Source organism: Streptomyces sp. NPDC041124 (assembly GCF_055592385.1).
Map to the genome: position 1 here is coordinate 35751 of NZ_JBVIYR010000002.1, position 20634 is coordinate 56384.

General features: G+C 74.1%; 22 protein-coding genes. 13 read left to right on the forward strand and 9 right to left on the reverse strand.

Translation table 11 applies throughout. The features are described 5' to 3' along the window. Positions 1-31 precede the first annotated feature (31 nt). The 11 genes from ACZ6A9_RS04530 (at position 32) to ACZ6A9_RS04580 (ending at position 12084) form a co-directional block, all read left to right on the forward strand. Positions 32-1570, forward strand: coding sequence for a S8 family peptidase (locus tag ACZ6A9_RS04530; protein ID WP_468978200.1), 1539 nt, complete (start codon positions 32-34; stop codon positions 1568-1570). Positions 1571-1673: 103 nt separating this feature from the next. Continuing rightward, positions 1674-3053 (forward strand): CoA transferase, encoded by a 1380-nt coding sequence (locus ACZ6A9_RS04535; protein ID WP_468978207.1) that lies wholly within the window; start codon positions 1674-1676, stop codon positions 3051-3053. A gap of 523 nt (positions 3054-3576) precedes the next feature. Next, on the forward strand, positions 3577-4575 hold the full coding sequence (locus tag ACZ6A9_RS04540) for a CopD family protein (RefSeq protein WP_468978211.1): 999 nt from the start codon (positions 3577-3579) through the stop codon (positions 4573-4575). A gap of 126 nt (positions 4576-4701) precedes the next feature. Next, complete coding sequence (locus ACZ6A9_RS04545) at positions 4702-5685, forward strand: DEDDh family exonuclease (protein ID WP_468978217.1); 984 nt, start codon at positions 4702-4704, stop codon at positions 5683-5685. Positions 5686-5782: 97 nt separating this feature from the next. Continuing rightward, positions 5783-6016 carry a hypothetical protein gene (locus ACZ6A9_RS04550; protein WP_145825068.1) on the forward strand — a complete coding sequence of 78 codons (234 nt, stop codon included), beginning with the start codon at positions 5783-5785 and terminating at the stop codon, positions 6014-6016. Positions 6017-6068: 52 nt separating this feature from the next. Then, the gene (locus ACZ6A9_RS04555; protein ID WP_468978224.1) at positions 6069-6863 is read left to right on the forward strand and encodes an SURF1 family cytochrome oxidase biogenesis protein; all 795 of its coding nucleotides are present in this window, start codon (positions 6069-6071) and stop codon (positions 6861-6863) included. A gap of 131 nt (positions 6864-6994) precedes the next feature. Continuing rightward, a complete protein-coding gene (locus ACZ6A9_RS04560; protein WP_468978227.1) occupies positions 6995-8557 on the forward strand; it encodes a sodium:solute symporter family protein in 1563 nt (520 codons plus the stop codon). Beyond that, positions 8554-9171, forward strand: coding sequence for a sigma-70 family RNA polymerase sigma factor (locus ACZ6A9_RS04565; protein ID WP_468978230.1), 618 nt, complete (start codon positions 8554-8556; stop codon positions 9169-9171). Before ACZ6A9_RS04560 ends, ACZ6A9_RS04565 begins: the two co-directional genes overlap by 4 nt. Continuing rightward, positions 9168-9509 (forward strand): hypothetical protein, encoded by a 342-nt coding sequence (locus tag ACZ6A9_RS04570; RefSeq protein WP_468978235.1) that lies wholly within the window; start codon positions 9168-9170, stop codon positions 9507-9509. The genes ACZ6A9_RS04565 and ACZ6A9_RS04570 overlap by 4 nt, the downstream gene beginning before the upstream one ends. Before the next feature lie 33 nt (positions 9510-9542). Continuing rightward, complete coding sequence (locus ACZ6A9_RS04575; RefSeq protein WP_468978240.1) at positions 9543-11324, forward strand: glycoside hydrolase family 15 protein; 1782 nt, start codon at positions 9543-9545, stop codon at positions 11322-11324. 4 nt (positions 11325-11328) lie between these two features. Next, positions 11329-12084 (forward strand): SDR family oxidoreductase, encoded by a 756-nt coding sequence (locus ACZ6A9_RS04580; protein WP_468978246.1) that lies wholly within the window; start codon positions 11329-11331, stop codon positions 12082-12084. Between the two features lie 130 nt (positions 12085-12214). Here the strand turns inward: ACZ6A9_RS04580 and amaP are convergent, their stop codons facing one another. The 5 genes from amaP to ACZ6A9_RS04605 are packed head-to-tail and all read right to left on the reverse strand — an operon-like array spanning position 12215 to position 14513. Continuing rightward, the gene (gene amaP, locus ACZ6A9_RS04585; RefSeq protein ID WP_468978251.1) at positions 12215-12793 is read right to left on the reverse strand and encodes an alkaline shock response membrane anchor protein AmaP; all 579 of its coding nucleotides are present in this window, start codon (positions 12791-12793) and stop codon (positions 12215-12217) included. A 2-nt stretch (positions 12794-12795) separates the two neighbouring features. Further along, on the reverse strand, positions 12796-13425 hold the full coding sequence (locus ACZ6A9_RS04590; RefSeq protein WP_468978256.1) for a DUF6286 domain-containing protein: 630 nt from the start codon (positions 13423-13425) through the stop codon (positions 12796-12798). After that, the gene (locus ACZ6A9_RS04595; protein WP_468978261.1) at positions 13422-13805 is read right to left on the reverse strand and encodes a hypothetical protein; all 384 of its coding nucleotides are present in this window, start codon (positions 13803-13805) and stop codon (positions 13422-13424) included. Before ACZ6A9_RS04595 ends, ACZ6A9_RS04590 begins: the two co-directional genes overlap by 4 nt. Beyond that, positions 13802-13987, reverse strand: coding sequence for a hypothetical protein (locus ACZ6A9_RS04600; RefSeq protein WP_189555134.1), 186 nt, complete (start codon positions 13985-13987; stop codon positions 13802-13804). The genes ACZ6A9_RS04595 and ACZ6A9_RS04600 overlap by 4 nt, the downstream gene beginning before the upstream one ends. 28 nt (positions 13988-14015) lie before the next feature. Then, the gene (locus ACZ6A9_RS04605) at positions 14016-14513 is read right to left on the reverse strand and encodes an Asp23/Gls24 family envelope stress response protein (protein ID WP_468978265.1); all 498 of its coding nucleotides are present in this window, start codon (positions 14511-14513) and stop codon (positions 14016-14018) included. A gap of 86 nt (positions 14514-14599) precedes the next feature. On the opposite strand from ACZ6A9_RS04605, the gene ACZ6A9_RS04610 reads away from it, so the two are divergent. Then, positions 14600-15331 (forward strand): nucleopolyhedrovirus P10 family protein, encoded by a 732-nt coding sequence (locus tag ACZ6A9_RS04610; RefSeq protein ID WP_468978270.1) that lies wholly within the window; start codon positions 14600-14602, stop codon positions 15329-15331. A 21-nt stretch (positions 15332-15352) separates the two neighbouring features. Here the strand turns inward: ACZ6A9_RS04610 and ACZ6A9_RS04615 are convergent, their stop codons facing one another. The 3 genes from ACZ6A9_RS04615 to abc-f form a co-directional block, all read right to left on the reverse strand. Next, positions 15353-16156 (reverse strand): enoyl-CoA hydratase/isomerase family protein, encoded by an 804-nt coding sequence (locus ACZ6A9_RS04615; protein WP_468978276.1) that lies wholly within the window; start codon positions 16154-16156, stop codon positions 15353-15355. 104 nt (positions 16157-16260) lie between these two features. Then, positions 16261-16482 (reverse strand): helix-turn-helix domain-containing protein, encoded by a 222-nt coding sequence (locus ACZ6A9_RS04620; protein WP_468978279.1) that lies wholly within the window; start codon positions 16480-16482, stop codon positions 16261-16263. A 362-nt stretch (positions 16483-16844) separates the two neighbouring features. Next, entirely contained in the window at positions 16845-18443 is a 1599-nt protein-coding gene (abc-f, locus tag ACZ6A9_RS04625; RefSeq protein WP_468978284.1) for a ribosomal protection-like ABC-F family protein, read from the reverse strand. A 213-nt stretch (positions 18444-18656) separates the two neighbouring features. On the opposite strand from abc-f, the gene ACZ6A9_RS04630 reads away from it, so the two are divergent. Continuing rightward, entirely contained in the window at positions 18657-19070 is a 414-nt protein-coding gene (locus tag ACZ6A9_RS04630; RefSeq protein ID WP_468978290.1) for a VOC family protein, read from the forward strand. Between the two features lie 115 nt (positions 19071-19185). Here ACZ6A9_RS04630 and ACZ6A9_RS04635 read toward each other — a convergent pair whose 3' ends face one another. Next, the gene (locus ACZ6A9_RS04635) at positions 19186-20595 is read right to left on the reverse strand and encodes a hypothetical protein (RefSeq protein WP_468978296.1); all 1410 of its coding nucleotides are present in this window, start codon (positions 20593-20595) and stop codon (positions 19186-19188) included. Between the last annotated feature and the right edge of the window lie 39 nt (positions 20596-20634).

The window sequence follows — 20634 nt, forward strand, 5'->3', positions numbered from 1 at the left end:
CGCCCGCACCAGTGAACGAAGTGGAGACTTCATGACAGCGTCCCACCCGCGCCACCGTCGCGCGCTCGTCGTCCCGGCCGGAATGGTCATGGCGACCGCGCTCGCGATCCTGCCCGGCACGGCGGCCACCGCCGCCCCGGCGGAGGACCGGCCGGCCGCGGCCGCCACCGACGCCGGCGCGGCCTCGCTCAGCTACGTGGTCAACGTCCGGGGCCAGAACGGCGCGCCGGCGCACGTGAAGAAGGCGATCGCCCGGGCCGGCGGCACGATCGTGGCGTCGTACGACAAGATCGGTGTCATCGTCGTCCACTCCTCGAACGCCGACTTCGCGAAGACGATCCGGTCGGTGCGCGGCGTGGAGTCGGCCGGTGCCACCCGCAACGCGCCGCTGCCGTCGGCGGCCACCCACGACACGGTCACCCCGAAGGTGCTCAGCGCCTCCGAGGTGGCCGAGGCGCAGGCGGAGGCCGCGGCCGGGCAGGACCCGCTCCAGGGGCTGCAGTGGGACCTGCCCGCCATCAAGGCGGACCAGGCGCACGAGAAGTCCCTGGGCAGCCCGAAGGTCACCGTCGCGGTCATCGACACCGGTGTGGACGACACCCACCCGGACATCGCGCCGAACTTCGACCGGGCCGCGTCGGTCAACTGCGTGACGGGCAAGCCGGACACGACCGAGGGCGCCTGGCGGCCGGGTGCTCAGGAGAGCCCGCACGGCACGCACGTCGCCGGTGAGATCGCCGCCGCCAAGAACGGCGTCGGCATGACCGGTGTGGCGCCCGGCGTGAAGGTCTCCGGCATCAAGGTGTCCAACCCGGACGGCTACTTCTACACCGAGGCCGTGGTGTGCGGCTTCATGTGGGCGGCCGAGCACGGGGTCGACGTCACCAACAACAGCTATTACACCGACCCCTGGTACTTCAACTGCGCGGACGACCCGGACCAGAAGGCGCTCCTCGAGGCCGTCACCCGGGCCACGCGGTACGCGGAGCGCAAGGGCGCGGTCAACGTCGCGGCGGCCGGCAACGAGAACTACGACCTCGCGGCCGACGAGATCACCGACCCGGTCTCGCCGAACGACGGCACCCCCTCGGAGCGGGTGATCGACCCCTCCGAGTGCCTCGACATCCCGACGCAGCTGCCGGGTGTCGTGACGGTGTCGTCGACCGGCGCCAAGGGTCTGAAGTCGTCGTTCTCCAACTACGGCCGGGGTGTCATCGACATCGCCGCGCCCGGCGGCGACTCGACCGCCTATCAGACGCCGGCCCCGCCCGCCACCAGCGGCCTCATCCTGGGCACGCTGCCCGGCGGGAAGTGGGGTTACATGGCGGGTACGTCGATGGCGTCCCCGCACGTCGCGGGTGTCGCCGCGCTGATCAAGTCGACGCACCCGTACGCCCCGCCGGCGATGGTGAAGGCCCTGCTGTACGCGCAGGCCGACGCCACGGCGTGCACGGACCCGTACGACATCAACGGCGACGGCAAGGTCGACGCGGTGTGCGAGGGCCCGAAGAACCGCAACGGTTTCTACGGCTGGGGCATGGCCGACGCGCTGGACGCGGTGACGCGGTAGTCCCGCGGGAGGTGTGAGCGAGGGGCCGGGCGGGTGCGCCCGGCCCCTCCGCCGTCCAGGGGGCGCCGTCGTGTCGTCGGTGGCGATGCTGCACAGTGCCGTCATGACTGACATCGCGACCGTCTGGTCCGCCCTGGGCGGCGATCCCGCCCTCCTCTCCCGTGTGTCGGCCGTCGACCGGCCGGGGGTGCTGCCCGCGCGTCTGCCCGTACGGGAAGCGGCGCGCGCCTGTGTGGGCGCGTGCGCACTGGCCGCCGCCGAGCTCGGGGCCCGGCGCGCGGGCGGTGCCGGGGTGCCGCAGGTACGGGTGGACGACGGGGCGGTGGCTACGGCGTTCGTCAGCGAACGGCACCTGCTGGTCGGCGGGCGCGCCCCGGAGAGCTTCGCTCCGCTGTCGCGGTTCTGGCGGACGGCCGACGGGTGGGTGCGCACGCACGCCAACTACCCCCATCACCGGGCCCGGCTGCTCACCGCGCTGGGTCTTCCGCGGGACCCGGCCCCGGCCCCCGAGGCGCTGGCGGCGGTGCTCGCGGAGCGCTCCGCGTCGGAGGTCGAGGAGACGGTGTACGCGGCGGGGGGTCTGGCCGTCGCGCTGCGCACGCCCGGGGAGTGGGCGGCACACGGGCAGGCCGCGGCGCTGCGGTCCCGCCCCCTGGTGGAGCTCGCGCGACTGGACGCGTCTCCCGTACGGGTGCCGGCGCGGGTGGGCCGGGATCCGCTGCTGCCCGCCGCCGGGGTGCGGGTGCTGGACCTCACCCGGGTCATCGCGGGCCCGGTCGCCACCCGCACGCTCGCCCTGCTCGGCGCGGACGTGCTGCGCGTGGACGCCCCCTGGCTGCCCGAACTGCCCGACCAGCACGCCGACACCGGCTTCGGGAAGCGGTCGGCGCGGCTGGACCTGGAGGCGGACCGGGACACCTTCGAGGAGTTGCTCGCGACGGCGGACGTGGTGGTCACCGGATACCGGCCGGGCGCCCTGGACCGGTTCGGGCTGACCCCCCGGGCGCTGGCCCGGCGGCGGCCGGGGGTGGTGGTGGCACAGCTGTCGGCGTGGGGTGCGTACGGACCGTGGGACGGCCGGCGTGGTTTCGACAGCCTGGTGCAGGTGGCCACGGGGATCGCCGCGGTCGAGGGGACGGGGGGACGGCCGGGCGCGCTGCCGGCTCAGGCGCTCGACCACGGCTCGGGCTACCTGCTGGCGGCCGGGGTGCTGCGGGCGCTCGCCGCCCAGACGGACGAGGGCGGGAGCAGGCTCGTCCAGGTGGCCCTGGCGCGGACGGCGGCGTGGCTGCTGGAGGGTGGGACGGGACGCGCGGAGGCGCCGGAGGCCGTTGACGTCCCGCCCGGTCCGTGGCTGGCGGAGACGGACAGTCCCTTGGGCAGACGGCGCTACGTCCTGCCCCCGGTGACGTTCGCCGACGGCCCGCGCGACTGGGCCCGCCCACCGGGCAGTTGGGGATCCGACCCGGCACGCTGGGCCTGACCGCCGGACCACCCGGGCGACGGGCAGGGCACTCCCGGTCCACGCGACTGGACCCGGTCACCGGACGACTGGGAACCTCACGGGGCGCGTCGAGCCCGACCGCCGGACCACGTGAACCCATGGGCGAGGCGCGTCCGGCGCGCACGCGGGCGACGTGCGGGGGCCTCGGGCCGGCATGCGGAGAACCGGCGCGGAGTCCGCGACGGAAAACGGCACCTGGGCTGCCGAGCCACGGAGGCTCCTGTGCGGGCGGGCCGGCGAAGCCGACACGGACGCGGGTCCGCGGGCGCGTGCCCCGGCCGTCCGAGCGTACGCGCGGACGGACAGGGGGTGCGGACGGCGGCAGGCCGGGAGGACCGGTGAAGTCGGCACGCGCTCCGGTCCGCCGAGGTGTACGGGTCGAGACGGAGCGGGGCGTGGGGCCGGGGAGAAGGGTGTGCACGCAGAGGGAGGGACAATGTGCGCATTCCGCCCGCCACTTGCCCTGCCCTTGTGATCTTGTGAAGATCCTGGGGTGACTGTGATGAAACCCAGGTCCGGGGTGACCGGTGCACACAGGGGCGTGCGGCGCCCCGGTGCCGGTCGGGCCGCCGCCGTCATCGTGCTGGTGGCGCTGGGCGCGCTGATACCGCTCCTCGGCCCGTCCCCGGCGCTGCACGGCACCGGGGAGGACGAGGCTCCCGGCACCGGCGGCATCGCCCTGCTGCGCACGGTGCTGTTCGCCGCGCTGGCGATACCCGTCGGCGAGCTGTTCGTGGCCCGGCTGGCCCGTTCCGTACCCGGCGCTCCGCCCGCGCTGCCCCGCGGCTGGTCCACCGCGGCGAACTGCGTCGGCCTGGCGGCCGCCCTCGCTCTCGCCTCCGTCGTGGCCACCGGCAACCTGATCCCCGCCGGCCCCGCCGACATCGACGTCGGCGGGCTGTACGCCTCCCGGGACGGGAAGCTCGCCCTCCTGGAGGTCAACGGCTTCCTCGCGGCGGCCCTGTGCGCCGCCTCCGCCCGTCCCGGCTCACAGGTGTGGCCCCTTGCCGCGATCATCGTCGCGGAGGCGCTGCGCGCGCACCCGGCGACCGAGTACAGCCCGCTGGCCGGCTCCGGGCTGACCCTGGTCCATCTGACCTGCGCGTCGCTCTGGGTGGGCGGCCTGGTGTACGCGCTGCGCACCATGAGGCTCTGGAAGCAGGACGTGGCGGGCGCCGCGCTGCTGGGGTGCTACGCCCGGTGGGCGGCCCTCCTGCTCGCCGCCCTCACCGCGACCGGGGTGGGCAGTTCGCTGCGCCGGATGCCGCCGGAGACCGTCCTCGAGCAGTTGACGGACACCGCGTACGGGCGGGTGCTGCTCGCCAAGGTGATCCTCATGGCCGGTGTCGCCGCCCTGGCGCTGTGGGCGCGGATCCGGCTGGCCCGCGCGGCCGACCCGCTCAGCGCGAGTTCCCCCGCACGGGCGGAGGTGTACGCGCTCGCCCTGGTGGTCGCGGTGTCGGGACTGCTGACGGCGCTTCCGGTGCCGATCCGCTGGTGACCGCGCTCCCGGCGGAGCATCCGTTTTCCCGGGGACCGTCCGGAGATGTCCGGTATTCGAACGGGCGGCCCGCACAGGGCACCTGACGGGCCGCAGTGTCGGTGGGGGCCCGTATCCTCGTGAACCATGCTCGAAGACCTCACCGCCGCAGCCCTCTCCCCCACCGTGTGGCCGGCCGCGTATCCGCAGGGATACGCGGTCGTTGACGTGGAGACCACGGGGCTGGCCCGGGACGACCGCATCATCTCCGCGGCCGTCTACCGGCTGGACGCGCGCGGCGAGGTCGAGGACCACTGGTACACGACGGTCAACCCGGAGCGGGACCCGGGCCCGGTGTGGATCCACGGCCTGACGAGCGAGGCGCTCGAGGGGGCGCCCCTCTTCCAGGACATCGCCGCGGAGTTCGCCTCCCGGCTGGAGGGCCGGGTGCTGGTCGCGCACAACGCCGTCTTCGACTGGCAGATGATCGCCCGGGAGTACGCCCGCACGCGTGGCGAGGCACCGGTGAAGCAGCGGCTGTGCACCATCGCCCTCTCCAAGGAACTGGGACTTCCGCTGCCCAACCACAAACTGGAGTCCCTCGCCGCGCACTTCGGCGTCGTACAGCGGCAGGCGCACCACGCGCTGGACGACGCGCGGGTGCTCGCGGAGGCGTTCCGGCCCAGCCTGCGGGCCGCGGCGGCGGGCGGCGTACGGCTGCCGCTGCACGAGTGCCTGCCGCTGACCGAGTGGACGGACCGGCCCCGCATCGGGCAGCAGGCGGGCCCCGGCGGATACCGGCCCGCCAGTTGGCGCCCGTCGCGCAAGCGGCCCGCCTGCCCCCACCCGAACCCGGGCCGGTACGAACCGGGCAAGCGGCTCAAGCAGGGCATGCGGGTGGCGTTCTCCGGGGACACCTCGACCGAGCGGGACCTGCTGGAGGACCGCGCGACCGAGGCCGGGCTGCACGTCGCCACCAGTCTGTCCCGGCTGACCAGCCTCCTGGTCACCAACGACCCGGACTCGGGCACGTCCAAGGTGGTCAAGGCCCGGCAGTACGGCACCCCGGTGGTCGACGAGGCGGCGTTCGGGCAGCTGCTCGGGGACGTCGAACCCGCGTCGCAGGGCTGAGCGGAGTACGCGGCCGACCCTGCGGACGGGTGATTGACGGGCGACTCGCCTGCCGCCCGCTCGCCCCGCGCCGGGCCGGCGGCCCACCCTGTGCCCCATGGCGACATGCGAAGTCTGCGGCAACAGCTACGGAATGACCTTCGAGGTGCACGCGCAGGGCGCGGTACACGTCTTCGACTGCTTCTCCTGTGCGATCCACCGCATGGCCCCGATCTGCGAGCACTGCCGGGTGCAGATCATCGGCCAGGGCGTCGAGGCCGACGGTCACTGGTACTGCGGCGCCCACTGCGCCCGCGCGGAGGGAAGGGCGGGGATCGTCGACCGGGTGTGAAAGGACGTACCCACCTGAAAGCACCCCGCGGCCGAGGTTGTACGGTCGTGGGGTGTACCGCTTCCTGTTGTCCCGCCAATGGGTGGCCATCACCCTGGCCGGCCTGCTCCTCATCCCCACGATGATCTGGCTGGGCACCTGGCAGATGGACCGCCACGACGAGCGCGCCGCGCGGAACCAGCTGGTCGCCGACGCGCTGGCCGCCCAGCCGGTCCCCGTGGAGCGGCTGGCGTCCCCCGGGCACGCCGTGACGCGCACCGAGCGGTACCGCACCGTGACCGCCGAGGGGCACTTCGACACGGATGACGAGGTCGTCGTCCGCCGCCGCACCAACGCCGACGACGAGGTCGGCTTCCACGTGCTCACCCCCTTCGTCCTCGACAGCGGCCGGGTGCTGCTCGTCAACCGGGGCTGGATCCCCGCGGACGGCCCGAGCCAGACCGCGTTCCCCGAGGTCCCCCCGCCGCCGCGCGGCGAGATCACGATCCGGGGCCGGCTCATGCCCGACGAGACGACCGAGGCGAGCGGCATCAAGAACCTCGAGGGCCTCCCCGACCGGCAGATCATGCTGATCAACAGCGAGCTGGAGGCCGAGCGGCTCGGCGCCCGGGTGCTCGGCGGCTACGTGGCGCTGACGGCTCCCGAACCGAAGAGCGGCACCCCGCAGCCGCTCGGCAGCCCCGGCAACGAGAACGCGGCACTGAACTACGCCTACGCCGTCCAGTGGTGGCTGTTCGCGGTGGCCGTACCGGTCGGCTGGGTGGTGCTGGTCCGCCGCGAGGTCCGGGAGCGGACGGCGGCGTCACCCACGACGGACGACGAGGAGACCGTGCCGGCCGCGGTCTGAGGCACCGCGCGGCGGAGCCGCGCCCCACCGTCGCGGGCCGCGACCCGCGCTCCCCTCCCGGTTCCGGGCGCTCTGTGCGAGAGTGACGCGGCGTACCGGACGGAAGCCACCTGGGACGGGGACGGTGAAGCATGGCCGACGGCGCCATGACCGCGGCGTTCCTCGCCGTGATCGGCGGGGCGTCGCTGCTCGCCGTCACCGCGCGGCGGCTGAGGCCCGGCGACCGGCTGCCGTCGCTGGAGGGCTGGGCGCTGGCCGACCGCAGTCTCGGCGCCGGCTGGACCTGGCTGCTGCTCGGCGGGACGGTCTACACCGCGTACACCTTCACCGCCGTCCCGGGGCTGGCGTACGGCAACGGCGCGCCCGCGTTCTTCGCGGTGCCGTACACGGTGATCGTCTGCCCGCTCGCGTTCGTGCTGCTGAGCCGGTTGTGGAGCGTGGCCCGCCGGCACGGTTACATCACCGCCGCCGACTTCGTGCGCGGCCGCTACGGTTCGCCCCTGCTGGCCCTGGCCGTGGCGCTGACCGGGATCCTGGCGACGATGCCGTACCTGGCGCTCCAGCTGCTCGGCATCCGGGCGGTGCTGACCGCGGGCGGACTGTATCCGCGCGGTGCCACCGGGGACCTCGTGATGGTGGCGGTGTTCGCGGGGCTCGCCGTGGCCACCTACCGGCACGGGCTGCGGGCGCCCACGGTGATCTCCGCGCTGAAGGCAGTGGCGGTGTTCGTCTCGCTGACCGCCGTCTGCTGGCTGGTCCTCGCACGGTTCGGCGGGCCCGGCCCCGTGTTCGACGGGGCGGCGCGCGCCCTCGGCGGCACGGACGCCGCCCACTCGCCGATGCTGCTCACGCCCGAACAGCAGCCCGCCTACGCCACGCTGGCTCTCGGCTCCGCGCTGGCGCTGCTGATGTATCCGCACGTGCTCACCGCCGGGTTCGCCGCCGACGGCCCGCGCACCCTGCGCAAGGTGTCGGCGGGGCTGCCCGCCTGGACCGCGCTGCTGGCGCTGTTCGGGTTCCTCGGCGTCGCGGCCCTGGCGGCCGGGGTGCGGGCGCCCGAGGGCGGCGCCGAGGCGGCGGTGCCGATGCTCGTCGAGCGGCTGATGCCGGGAGCCCTGGCCGGGCTGGTGTTCGGGGCGATCGTGGTGGGCGCGCTGGTGCCGGCGGCGGTGATGTCGATCGCCGCGGCGACCTCCTTCGTGCGGAACGTGTACGTCGAGTACGTCCATCCGACGGCCACGCCGAAACGGCAGGTGCGCGTCGCCAAGGCGGTGTCGCTGACCGCGAAGGCGGGTGCCGTGGCGTTCGTGTTCGGGCTGCGCGACCAGGACGCCATCAACCTCCAGTTGCTCGGCGGGGTGTGGATCCTGCAGATCTTCCCGGCGGTGGCGGTCGGCCTGTACACGCGGTGGCTGCATCCGCGGGCGCTGCTGGCCGGCTGGGCGGTGGGCATGGCCGCCGGGACGTACCTGGTGGTGCGCGAGGGGTTCTCCCCGGTCGTGCCGCTCGGCGCCGCCGGCCGACCGCTGGAGATCTACGCGGGCGTCGCGGCCCTGCTGCTCAACCTGACCGTCGCGGTGGCCGGCACCGCCGCCCTCGCCAGGCTCGGCGTCCCCCGCGGCGCCGACGCCACCGACCTGCCGTCCCGCCTGCCGGCCGGGCGACGTCCGCAGAAAGGAGCGCACCACACGTGAGACGCGGAGAGCATGCCCGTACCCGGACGGCCCCGTCACCGGCCCCCGCGGCGCCCCCGCCCTCCCCCGCGGTCCCGGCCGCACCGCTCGGGCCCGCCGTCACCGCACCGGCGGATCTGGAACGGGAGGCCGGCGTCGCCCGCCTCTTCGAGCTGCACTACTCCTCCATGCTGCGGCTCGCCGTGCTGCTCGGCGCGGACGACCCGGAGAACGTGGTGGCCGAGGCGTACTACCGCATCTACCGCAAGTGGCGGCGGCTGAGGGACGTGGCGGCGGCGGAGGCACGGCTGCGCTCCACGGTCTGTCACCTGACCCGGCTGCGGATCCGCCACCTGCAGGCCGCCCGCCGCCACGAGGAACGCCCGCCCGCCCCGGCCGACGAGACCGTGACCTCCGCGGAGAACACCGCGCTGCTCCGCGACGACCAGCGGGTGCTCATCGACGCCCTCCAGCAGCTTCCGGCCCGCCAGCGCGAGGCGCTGGTGCTGCGGCACTGGCTGGGACTGAAGGAGAGCGAGATCGCCGCCGCGATGGGCATCTCCCGGGGCTCCGTCAAGACGCACACCTGGCGCGGCATCGCCGCGCTGACCCAGGCGATGGAGGCCCGGCGATGAACGACACCGGCCAGGACCGCACGGACCACGACCGTGCCGGAGCGCCCCCGCCGCCGGGCGCGGAGCGCACCGAACGGGAGCTGCGCGACGCCCTGCGGGCACTGGCCGGCGGGGTGTCGCCCGACCCCGACGCCTACCGCACCGCGCGCGGCGAGTGGCTGCGCCGGGAACGCCGGCGGCGGCTCGTCCTCACCGTGCTCGTCGCCGTGGTCTTCACGCTGGCCACACTGATCGGCCTGTGGGTGCTCAACCAGGCCCCGACACGCCCCGGGGTGATCTTCTCCGGCAACGGCGCGGCGGCGGCCGACGGTCCGTCACTCCCCCGGCTTCGGCCCTGATTGCGGCCCCCGAAGGCCGGGAACCCGCACCCCGTGCAACGTATCGAGGACTACGCGCTCATCGGCGACGAACAGACCGCTGCCCTGGTGGGCGCGGACGGCTCGGTCGACTGGCTCTGCCTGCCGCGCTTCGACTCGGCGGCCTGCTTCGCCCGGCTGCTCGGGGACGAGAACCACGGGCACTGGCGGATCGCGCCGGCGGGCGCCGACCGGTGCACCCGCCGCTCCTACCGCGAGGACACGCTCGTCCTGGACACCGAGTGGGAGACCTCCGAAGGGGCGGTGCGGGTCACCGACCTGATGCCGCAGCGCCACCGCGCACCCGACCTGGTGCGGATCGTCGAGGGTCTGCGGGGTGAGGTGACCGTGCGCAGCACGCTCCGCCTGCGCTTCGACTACGGATCGGTCGTGCCCTGGGTGCGCAAGGAGGACGGCCACCGGGTGGCGGTGGCGGGCCCGGACTCGGCGTGGCTGCGCAGCGTGCCGGAGGTGCCCACGTGGGGCGAGGACCTGGGCACCCACTCGGAGTTCACGGTGAAGGAGGGCGAGCGGGTCGCGTTCGTACTGACCTGGCACCCCTCCCACGAGCCGCGGCCCGCGCTGGTCGACCCGTACTCCTCGCTGCGGCACAGCGTCCACGACTGGCAGGCCTGGGCGGCGCTCTGCCGGTACGACGGCCCGCACCGGGACGCGGTCGTCCGGTCGCTGATCACGCTCAAGGCGCTCACCTACCGGCCCACCGGCGGTGTCGTCGCCGCGCCCACCACCTCGCTGCCGGAGGAGCCGGGCGGGGTGCGCAACTGGGACTACCGCTTCTGCTGGCTGCGTGACTCCACGCTGACGCTGAACGCGCTGCTGGCCGCCGGGTACCAGGAGGAGGCGGAGGCCTGGCGCAACTGGCTGCTCCGCGCGGTCGCCGGCGACCCGGCGGACCTGCAGATCATGTACGGGCTGGCGGGCGAGCGGCGGCTGCCGGAGTTCGAGTTGTCATGGCTGCCCGGGTTCGGCGGCGCCACGCCGGTGCGCGTCGGCAACGACGCCGTGAACCAGCTCCAGTTGGACGTGTACGGGGAGGTCGTCGACTCCCTGGCGCTGGCCCGCCGTTCGGGACTGCCGGCGCATCCGGACGTGTGGGACCTTCAGTCGGTGCTGCTGACGTTCCTGCGTACGGCCTGGCGGCAGCCGGACGAGGGGCTGTGGGAGGTGCGCGGCGGCCGCCGCCACTTCGTGCACTCCAAGGTGATGGTGTGGGTGGCCGCCGACCGCTCGGTGCGCGCCCTGGAGGAGGACCCGGACCTCGAGGGGGACCTGGAGGGCTGGCGGGAGCTGCGCGACGAGGTGCACCGGGAGGTGTGCGAGAAGGGGTACGACCCGGAGCGGAACACGTTCACGCAGTCCTACGGCTCGCGCGAACTCGACGCGGCGCTGCTGCTGATTCCCCGGGTGGGTTTCCTGCCTCCCGACGACCCGCGGGTGCTCGGCACCATCGAGGCGGTCCGTGCCGAGCTGGGGCAGGACGGGTTCGTACGCCGCTACACCCCGGACGCCGCGCCCGTCGACGGTCTGCCCGGCGAGGAGGGCACGTTCCTGGTGTGCTCGTTCTGGCTGGCGGACGCCCTGCACATGACCGGCCGGACGAAGGAGGCGCGTGAGCTGTTCGAACGGCTGCTGGGGCTCGCCAACGACGTGGGGCTGCTGGCGGAGGAGTACGACCCGGTGGGCGAGCGGCAGCTGGGGAACTTCCCGCAGGCGTTCAGCCACATCGGGCTGGTGAACACCGCCCTCGCCCTGTTCGGGGACGAGGGGGCAGGATAGGGCCATGGATCTTGGACTGAAGGACCGGGTGTACGTCGTCACCGGGGCGACCCGCGGGCTGGGCAACGCCTCCGCGCGCGAGCTCGTCGCCGACGGTGCGAAGGTGGTCGTCACGGGGCGGGACGAGCAGTCGGTCGCGGAGGCGGCGGCGGCGCTGGGGCCGGGTGCGGTCGGGGTGGCCGCCGACAACGCCGATCCGGAGGCGCCGGCGCGGCTGATCGCCACCGCGCGGGAGCGGTTCGGGCGTTTCGACGGCGTCCTCGTCAGCGTGGGCGGACCGCCGCCGGGGTTCGTCACCGACACCACCGACGAGCAGTGGCAGTCGGCGTTCGAGTCGGTGTTCCTGGGCGCGGTGCGGATGGCCCGGGCGGCGGCGGAGGAGCTGCGTGAGGGGGGTGTCATCGGGTTCGTGCTGTCGGGCTCGGTGCACGAGCCGATCCCGGGGCTGACGATCTCGAACGGGCTGCGGCCGGGGCTGGCCGGGTTCGCCAAGTCGCTGGCCGACGAGCTGGGACCGCGAGGGATCCGGGTGGTGGGGGTGCTGCCGGGGCGGATCGACACCGACCGGGTGCGGCAGCTCGACGCGCTGTCCGCGGATCCGGAGGCCACCCGGCAGGCGGCGGAGTCGAGGATTCCGATGCGGCGGTACGGGACGCCGGAGGAGTTCGGACGGGCGGCGGCGTTCCTGCTGTCACCGGCGGCCTCCTATGTGTCCGGCGTGATGCTGCCCGTGGACGGGGGCTTCCGGCACGGGTTCTGACGCGTGGAGGGCCCGCACCGGGCGCGAGGTGCACGGGAACGGCCGGCACGAGGCACCCGCAGGATCGTGCGGAGCGGTGGGCGCCGGGGCCGGACGGTGTGCGGGAGCGGGGCCGGAGCGGTGTGCGGGGTCAGGTGACGCGTTCCGGGCGGTGTTTCCGGGCCTGCAGGCGGGCCTCCGTCGGGAGTGCGGTGAGGCCGGCCGAGTCGCGGGCGTGGGCGACGGCGCCCATGGTGAGGCCGTGCAGGGCCGCTCCCGGCTCGACGTGCGGTTCCAGGGTGAGCAGCATCCGGGCCCGGGGGGCATCGCGACGGCCGGTGAGCTGGACGTGGGCTCGGGCTACTCCGTCCAGGCGGTTCGCCTCCTCTTCCAGCGCGTGCTCCAGGGCCCGGCCGCGCAGCGACGCGCCCTCGCCGTCGCCGGTGTCGACCAGCACCTCGGCCGGCCGCCGCCGGCGCAGCACCGCGAGCAGCCACCACAGGCAGAGCAGGACCAGGACGGCGAGCACGGCGATGACGACCGGCCACCACCAGCCCTCGTCCCGCCACCGGGTCCGCTCGGACTCGTCCAGGAGCACGTCGTGCCGGCCGTCGTGCAGCCACCAGGAGGGCGCGGGCGCGCCCAGTCCGATCGCCAGCACGGACCCGCCGAGGGCGATCAGCACCAGGCCGGCGATCGCCAGCAGCACACGGTTGACACCCTTGAGCACCGCTACCGTCCCTTCCGTCCGGGCCGCCGCACGCGCAGCGACGGCGCGGAGGGCCGGGCCAGGCCGAGATCTGCGACCGCGTCGTCGAGCACCGCGGTCAGGTCGGTCCGTACGTCGTCCAGTTCGCGGAAGTGCGACACCGCGCGGACGTCGGTGCGGCGTCGCTTCACCCTGACCCGCACCGATTGCACACCGGCCACCTCCATGGTCCGGTCGCGCAGCACCATCGCGGCGGCGTCGCGGTGCAGTGCCGCGCGCACGTCGGGATGGGGGCGGCGCATCGGGAGCAGGGAGCGCAGGCCGGGTGTCACGGCGAGCAGGAACAGCCAGAGCCCGAGCGCGGCCGCGACGCTCGCGCCGGTCAGCACCCAGACGTCGTCCAGGGGCCGCTCGGCCAGTTGCCGGGCCAGTTCCCGGCGCCAGCTCATCCCGTCCCGGTCGGCGCGCACGGCGACGATGTCGTAGAGGAAGACGCCCGTGACCGCCAGGAGCAGCAGCGCGAGCACGCCCGCGGGAACCCGGCGGGCCGACCAGAAGCGCTTGTGTCGCTCGTCGGCCCGTCGGGGCCCGTGCGCCCGGTCGGGTGACGGTGGCGGGTCCTGTGCCACGACCGTGCCGTGGGGTTCGCTCATCGCGTCCTTCCCTGTTCGGCGGTGAGGGCGGCGGCCGGATGCAGCCGTTCCACCTGGACGACGACCTCCGGGACCGTCATGTCCGCCAGGTCGCGCACCCGGTCGACCACACGGCGCCGCACCTGCCGGCAGCGGCCTCCGATGTCGCCCGGGTAGTCGAGTTCGACGTGTACCCGGACCCGGGCGGCGTCGTGGCGCACCGTGACGCTCGCGTGCGGTGGCGCGGCGCCGGGCGGCAGGGTGCCGATCGCCTCGCGGGCCGCCTGCGAGGCGATCTTCGCGACCACCCGGTCGGCGATCGTGGTCGCCCCGCGCTCGCCCGCCGCGACGGCGGCCGGTTCTCCGCCCGTTCCGGCGGCGACCGTGCTCACCGCCGTCACCGCCGCCGTTCGTCACGAGGGCGGAAGAAGTCGCCGAACTCCAGGTCCCCCTCGAGGAACCGCCCGACGACGAAGCCGACGGCGCCGAGGGCCGCCACCAGCAGGAAGGCCCCGAATCCACCGAAGTATCCGGCGAAGCCCAGCGCCATGCCGGCGATCATGCCGACCACGGCCATGTTCATGGTGCGCTCCTCCTCCGCTCAACGGGTCTCATTGGAGGCGGGTCTCCTGTTCCTCCTCTTCCTCCTCCTCGGGCAGTTTCACGTCACTCACCGCGATGTTCACCTCGACCACCTCCAGGCCGGTCATCCGCTCGACCGCCGCGACGACGTTCTCCCGCACGTCCCGGGCGACGTCGGAGATGGACACGCCGTAGTCGACGACGATCTCCAGGTCGAGCGCGGTCTGCACCTCGCCGACCTCGGCCTTCACACCGCGCGTCACCGCTTTGGAGCCGCCGGGCACCCGGTCCCGCATGGCCCCGAAGGTCCGCGACAGTCCGCTGCCCATGGCGTGGACGCCGACCACGTCCCGGGCGGCGAGCCCCGCGATCTTCTCCACGACGCCGTCGGCGATGGTGGTGCGGCCGCGAGTGGCGGGGTCACCGCCGCCGCGCCGGCCTCCGGGTCCTTTGCGCGAGGTGGATTCCAGAGGGTTCTTCTCCAGATCGGAGGCCCTTACCGAGCCTCCGTCGGTCATGTCGCTCATCGCCGTACGTCCCTTCGGTCGTCCTCCTTCGACCACCGTAAGCGCGGTTGCCCGGTCCCGCGCCAGGGATGCGGCAGTCTGGAGGAATGACGGCGGACGAATGGACGCACGCGGTGCGGCGACAGATCGGGCTCGGCAGGATCGTGCCCCTGGGTGGAGCGCGTGACGGTGCGTGGATCACGGAGCGGGCGGCGGCGGTGCTGCTGCGTCGTGCGGTGGCACAGAGTGCGCCCGGCGTGCGCCTGGACGGTCTGCGGCTCGGGCTCGTCCGGCCGGAGGAGGCCGGGGAGCCGCAGGAGCCGGTCGTGCCGGCCCCGCCGAGCGCGCTGCCGCCGGGCCCGTTGCGGCTGGCCGCGGAGTTCGCGGCGACGGCGGCGCGGCCGCTGCCGGTGACGGTGTCCCTGCTGCGCGCGGTGCTGGCCGGGGCCGCGACGGAACGGATCGGGCTGACGGTGACGGAGGTGGACCTGCGGGTGACGGAGCTGCTGGACGCGGACGTGCCGGTGGCGTCCGGCGCGCCGTCGCGCGAGAGCGGGCCGTCCGGGCCGGCGGACCCCGGCGGCCCGGAGACGGGCCGGATCGCGGCGGCCGTGCTCGCCGTCCCGGGGGTGGCCCGGCTGACGGGCACGTCGGGCCGCGCGGTCCGCCTGTCCGAGCACCCGGGGGGCGCCGCCCTCCCCCGCCGCCACGCGCGCGTGGACCTCGCGGTCCGGGCGGACCACCTCCCCCTGGAGGTGGCCCGTGCGGTCCGCGAGGCCGCGTCGGCGGCCCTGCCGGACCGTCCGTCGGTGACGGTCCTGGTGACCGACCTGGAGTGAGCGCGTTTCGGGAGGGGTGTGTTATTCGCCCAGGCCGGACAGGTCGCGCAGGCGGCGGGCCTGGGCGGCCCGTTCGGCGGCGCGCTGCTCGTCGTAGGTGCGGTCCTGGGCGCCGCGCAGGAGGGTCTTCGTCTCGATGACGGCGTCCCGGGGTGCGGCCAGCAGCGCCGCGGCGAGGTCCTGGACGGTGGCGTCCAGGTCGGCCGCGGGCACGGCGAGGTTGGCGAGTCCGGTGTTCACGGACTCCTCGGCCGTGACGAAGCGGCCGGTCGCGCAGATCTCCAGCGCGCGGGCGTACCCGACGAGGCCGACCAAGGGGTGCGTGCCGGTGAGGTCGGGGACGAGTCCGAGGCTGGTCTCGCGCATGGCGAACTGCACGTCGTCCGCGACGACACGCAGGTCACAGGCGAGGGCGAGCTGGAAACCGGCTCCGATGGCGTGTCCCTGCACGGCGGCGATGGACACGATGTCGCCGCGCCGCCACCAGGTGAACGCCTCCTGGTACCCGGCGATGGCCGCGTCGAGCGCGGCGTCGTCGCTGCGCGCGAGGTCGATGAACGAGGGCTCGCCCTCGATCCCCTCGGGGCTGAGCATCTGCCGGTCGAGCCCCGCGGAGAAGGACTTGCCCTCACCGCGCAGCACCACGACCCGGACGGAGCCCGGCAGCAGCCGGCCCGCCTCGGTGAGCGCCCGCCACAGAGCGGGGCTCTGCGCGTTGCGCTTGGCCGGGTTGGTCAGCGTCACCGTGGCGATCGCGTCGTCGACGGTGAGCCGTACGCCGTCCTTGTCGAGTACCGGACCGAGGTCCTGGGCGGACGAAGCCATGGGGCGCCTCCGATGAGTGCGGTCGTCTAAGTGACTGCACAGTAACCACCCGGCCGGTCAGTCCCCCGACCGGGTGGCCACCATCGGTCCTCGTGGCGCCGGGATCACTCCGACGGGGCCTTCTTGCCCCGTGTCGCCCCGCCACGCCCTCGCAGCGTGACGCCCGACTCGCTGAGCATGCGGTGCACGAAGCCATACGAGCGGCCGGTCTCCTCGGCCAACGCCCGGATGCTCGCACCGGCGTCGTACTTCTTCTTCAGGTCTGCCGCGAGCTTGTCGCGCGCGGCGCCGGTCACCCGGCTGCCCTTCTTCAGAGTCTCGGCCACCCGTGCCTCCTCATGGGAAGTGCGCTCTGGTCTCCTCATGATCACCCCTACCGGCCTCCATGGCCACCCATTCGGCAAGGTCGATGAGACAAGGTGGTGACGACGGGAGCGCGTCCCCACGAACGGAATCGACAATTCCGAGGGGTGTCGCCGGTACCTCCCATCGGGTTCTTCCGAGAAGCACCAGGTCAGGAGCGCGCGACGGCCGAGCCCCGGTTCTCCGGGAACTCGGCCGCGACATCGGTGGAGGACACACCCCGGGATGAGGAGATCTCACACGAATGATGGATCACCGATGGGCCGAATGATCCATACGCAGTGGATCACACCTTCGGTCAACCCCCGCTGACGGTCGCGCCGCCTCAGGCCAGGGCGACCAGGTCCGCGTAGTCGGAGCCCCACAGGTCCTCCACGCCGTCCGGCAGCAGGATGATCCGCTCCGGCTGGAGCGCCTCGACGGCGCCCTCGTCATGGGTGACGAGGACGACCGCGCCCTTGTAGGTGCGCAGGGCGCCGAGGATCTCCTCACGGCTTGCGGGGTCGAGGTTGTTGGTCGGCTCGTCGAGCAGCAGCACGTTCGCCGACGACACCACGAGGGTGGCGAGGGCGAGACGGGTCTTCTCGCCGCCTGAGAGGACACCGGCCGGCTTGTCCACGTCGTCGCCGGAGAACAGGAACGAGCCGAGCACCTTGCGGACCTCGACGAGGTCCATGTCGGGTGCGGCGGAGCGCATGTTCTCCAGGACCGTGCGGTCGGGGTCCAGGGTCTCGTGCTCCTGGGCGTAGTAGCCGAGCTTGAGGCCGTGGCCGGGCACGACGGCGCCGGTGTCCGGCTGCTCGACGCCGCCCAGGAGCCGCAGCAGGGTGGTCTTGCCCGCGCCGTTGAGGCCGAGGATGACGACCCGGGAGCCCTTGTCGATGGCCAGGCTGACGTCGGTGAAGATCTCCAGGGAGCCGTACGACTTCGACAGGCCCTCGGCCATCAGCGGGGTCTTGCCGCAGGGCGAGGGCTCGGGGAAGCGCAGCTTGGCGACCTTGTCGGACTGGCGGACCTCCTCCAGACCGGACAGCAGCTTCTCCGCGCGGCGGGCCATGTTCTGCGCGGCGACGGTCTTGGTGGCCTTGGCACGCATCTTGTCGGCCTGCGCGTTGAGCGCGGCGGCCTTCTTCTCGGCGTTCTGCCGCTCGCGCCGGCGGCGCTTCTCGTCCGCCTCGCGCTGCTGCTGGTAGAGCTTCCAGCCCATGTTGTAGACGTCGATGGTGGCGCGGTTGGCGTCCAGGTAGAACACCTTGTTGACGACCGTCTCGACCAGGTCCACGTCGTGGGAGATGACGATGAATCCGCCGCGGTAGGTCTTGAGGTAGTCGCGCAGCCAGACGATCGAGTCGGCGTCGAGGTGGTTGGTCGGCTCGTCGAGCAGCAGGGTGTCCGCGTCGGAGAACAGGATCCTGGCGAGCTCGACGCGGCGGCGCTGACCGCCGGAGAGGGTGTGCAGGGGCTGGCCGAGCACGCGGTCGGGCAGGTTCAGCGCGGCGGCGATGGTGGCGGCCTCGGCCTCGGCGGCGTACCCGCCCTTGGTGAGGAACTCCGTCTCCTGGCGCTCGTACTGCCGCAGCGCCTTCTCGCGGGTGGCGCCCTGGCCGCTCGCGATGCGCTGCTCGTTGTCGCGCATCTTGCGGATCAGCACGTCGAGGCCGCGGGCGGAGAGGATGCGGTCGCGGGCGAGGACGTCGAGGTCGCCGGTGCGGGGGTCCTGGGGCAGGTAGCCGACCTCGCCGGAGCGGGTGACGGTGCCGCCGGCGGGGATGCCCTGGCCGGCGAGGACCTTGGTGAGGGTGGTCTTGCCCGCGCCGTTGCGGCCGACCAGGCCGATGCGGTCGCCCTTGGCGACGCGGAAGGTGGCGCTTTCGATGAGCACGCGGGCACCGGCGCGCAGCTCGATACCGGAGGCGGAGATCACGGACAGACTCCAGGGCGGGTGTGGATTGGCGGTGGGCGGCTGAGGACGTTCCCGCCGTCTAATGCGCGAGGAGAATGGCCATGGGAGCCATTCTAACGGGGCCGTGCAAGCGCTTTTCCGGATGCGTGCGTCCGGGCCGTTGCCGGTGGCCGGTGCCAGACTGGGCGGGAGACGGACATTCCGGTGTACGCGAGACACAGAGGAGTGATCGCCATGGCAGGGACGGGCGGCGGGCGTCCGAGCATCGTTCCGACGTTGCTGTACGGGGACGCGAAGGCGGCGATCCGGCAGCTCACGGAGGCCTTCGGTTTCCGGGAACTGTCGGTGTACGAGGGCGAGGACGGCACGGTGATGCACGCCGAGCTGGTGCAGGGCGACGGGGTGGTGATGCTGGGCTCGAAGGGCGGCGGCGGGGCGTTCGACACGGCGATGAAGGGCGCGGGGCCGTCGGCGGCGTACGTCGTGGTGGACGACGTCGACGCCCACCACCGGCGCGCGGTGGACCAGGGCGCGGAGATCCTCATGCCCCCGACGGACCAGGACTACGGCTCACGGGACTACATGGCCCGTGACGTCGAGGGCAATGTCTGGACCTTCGGCACGTACGCGCCGGAGACCGGGGGCTGAGGGCGCGACCTCGGCGGACCGCCGAAGGGCTGGGGTCGGACCCTGGCCCGAAGGGCCGGGGCGGGACCCCGGCCGGAGCGGGCCAGGGTCCTCCCGCACGGGTCCGGGAGCGGGGTCAGCCGCCGGTGTGGACCTGGAAGGCGGCCCGGCGGACGGCCTTGGCCAGGGCCGGGTCGGGGTGGGCGGCGGCGAGGGCGACCAGGACCTGCACGGTGCGCGGGTGGCCGACCGCGCGGACCTCGTTGAGCAGCGCCGGGACGGTGGGCTGCACCGCCGACTCCAGGTGCCGCACCAGCAGCGGGGCCTCACCGTGGTCGGCGACGGCGGCGGCGGTGTCCACCCACAGCCAGGTGGCCTCCTCGCGGGTGAGCACCCCGTGGGCGTCCTCGGGGTCGGCGCCGTCGTGCTCGGCGAGCCACAGCAGGGCGTACGGCCGCAGCGTCGGTTCGTCGAGCACGGTGCGGACCTCGGGTTCGGCGGGGGCGCCCACCACGCGCAGCGCCTCGAAGGCGAGACCGCGCAGCAGCGCGTCCTCGCCGCGGGCGGCGCGGATGAGCTCGGTGACGGCGCTGCCGACCGGCCGGGCGGCGAGCCAGGCCCGGTATTCGGCGCGGGCCGCGTTGGGGCGCAGCCGGGCGCAGCCGCGCAGCATGTCCTCGGCGCCCTGCTCGATGTTCCCGGCGGGGCTCTGCGCGGCGACGCAGATCTGCTCCAGCTTGACCCACACCGCCCAGCTCCCCAGCGGGGTGAGGGTGGCCTGTCCGTCGCCGTAGGTGAGGGCCCCGACGGAGGCGAGGGCGCACAGCGCCCAGTCGAGCAGCGGCTCGAGCGGGGCGTCGGCGGCGGCCGGCTCGGCGAGGGCGGGGCGGGGCGCGTCGGCCTGCGGCGCGTAGTCGATCTCGCAGCGTTCCGTACGGAGTTCGGTGACGCGCTGCTCCAGGAGGTCCAGGAGCTGCGGCACGGGGACGGGGCCGGCGGACAGCTGGAGGAAGGAGAGCACCTGCGGCATGGCCGTGACGACCTCGGCGACGGCGGCGGGCTCGTACTCCTCGGGCTCGGGGTACGCCAGCGACCAGGCGTCGCACAGGGCCACCCAGCCGCGCAGTACGGCGCTGTCGTCACGGTTCCAGGCGCGCAGCCGCCAGCCGGGGCGGGCGGTGCCGCCGTGCACCTCGACGAGGCCGGCCAGGCGGGCGGTGTCCCAGTCGGCGCGCACCTGAGCGGGGGTCAGGCCGAGGGCCTGGGCCGCCCGCTGCGCGGTCGCCTCGGAGAGGGTGGCCTTGCCGTCGGCGGTGGCCCCGTCTCCGCCGGGGCCGAGGGCGGTGTCGGCCCAGCGTGCGACGCGGGCCGCCGCGGCCAGGCCGGAGCGTGCCATTCTGGCCAGCTCCGCCGGTGCGGGGGTGCCCTCCGGAGGTCGTGGCGCGGGGCGGCGCGCGCGCCGCTGGTTGATCGCTGTGGGGGCGGCGGCCAGGGGTCGCGGGCGGACGAGTCGAAGCCTGGAGTCGCGCGGGATACGGGACGTCACGGATGCAGTCTCGCGGGTGACGGTCCGAAATCCCAAACG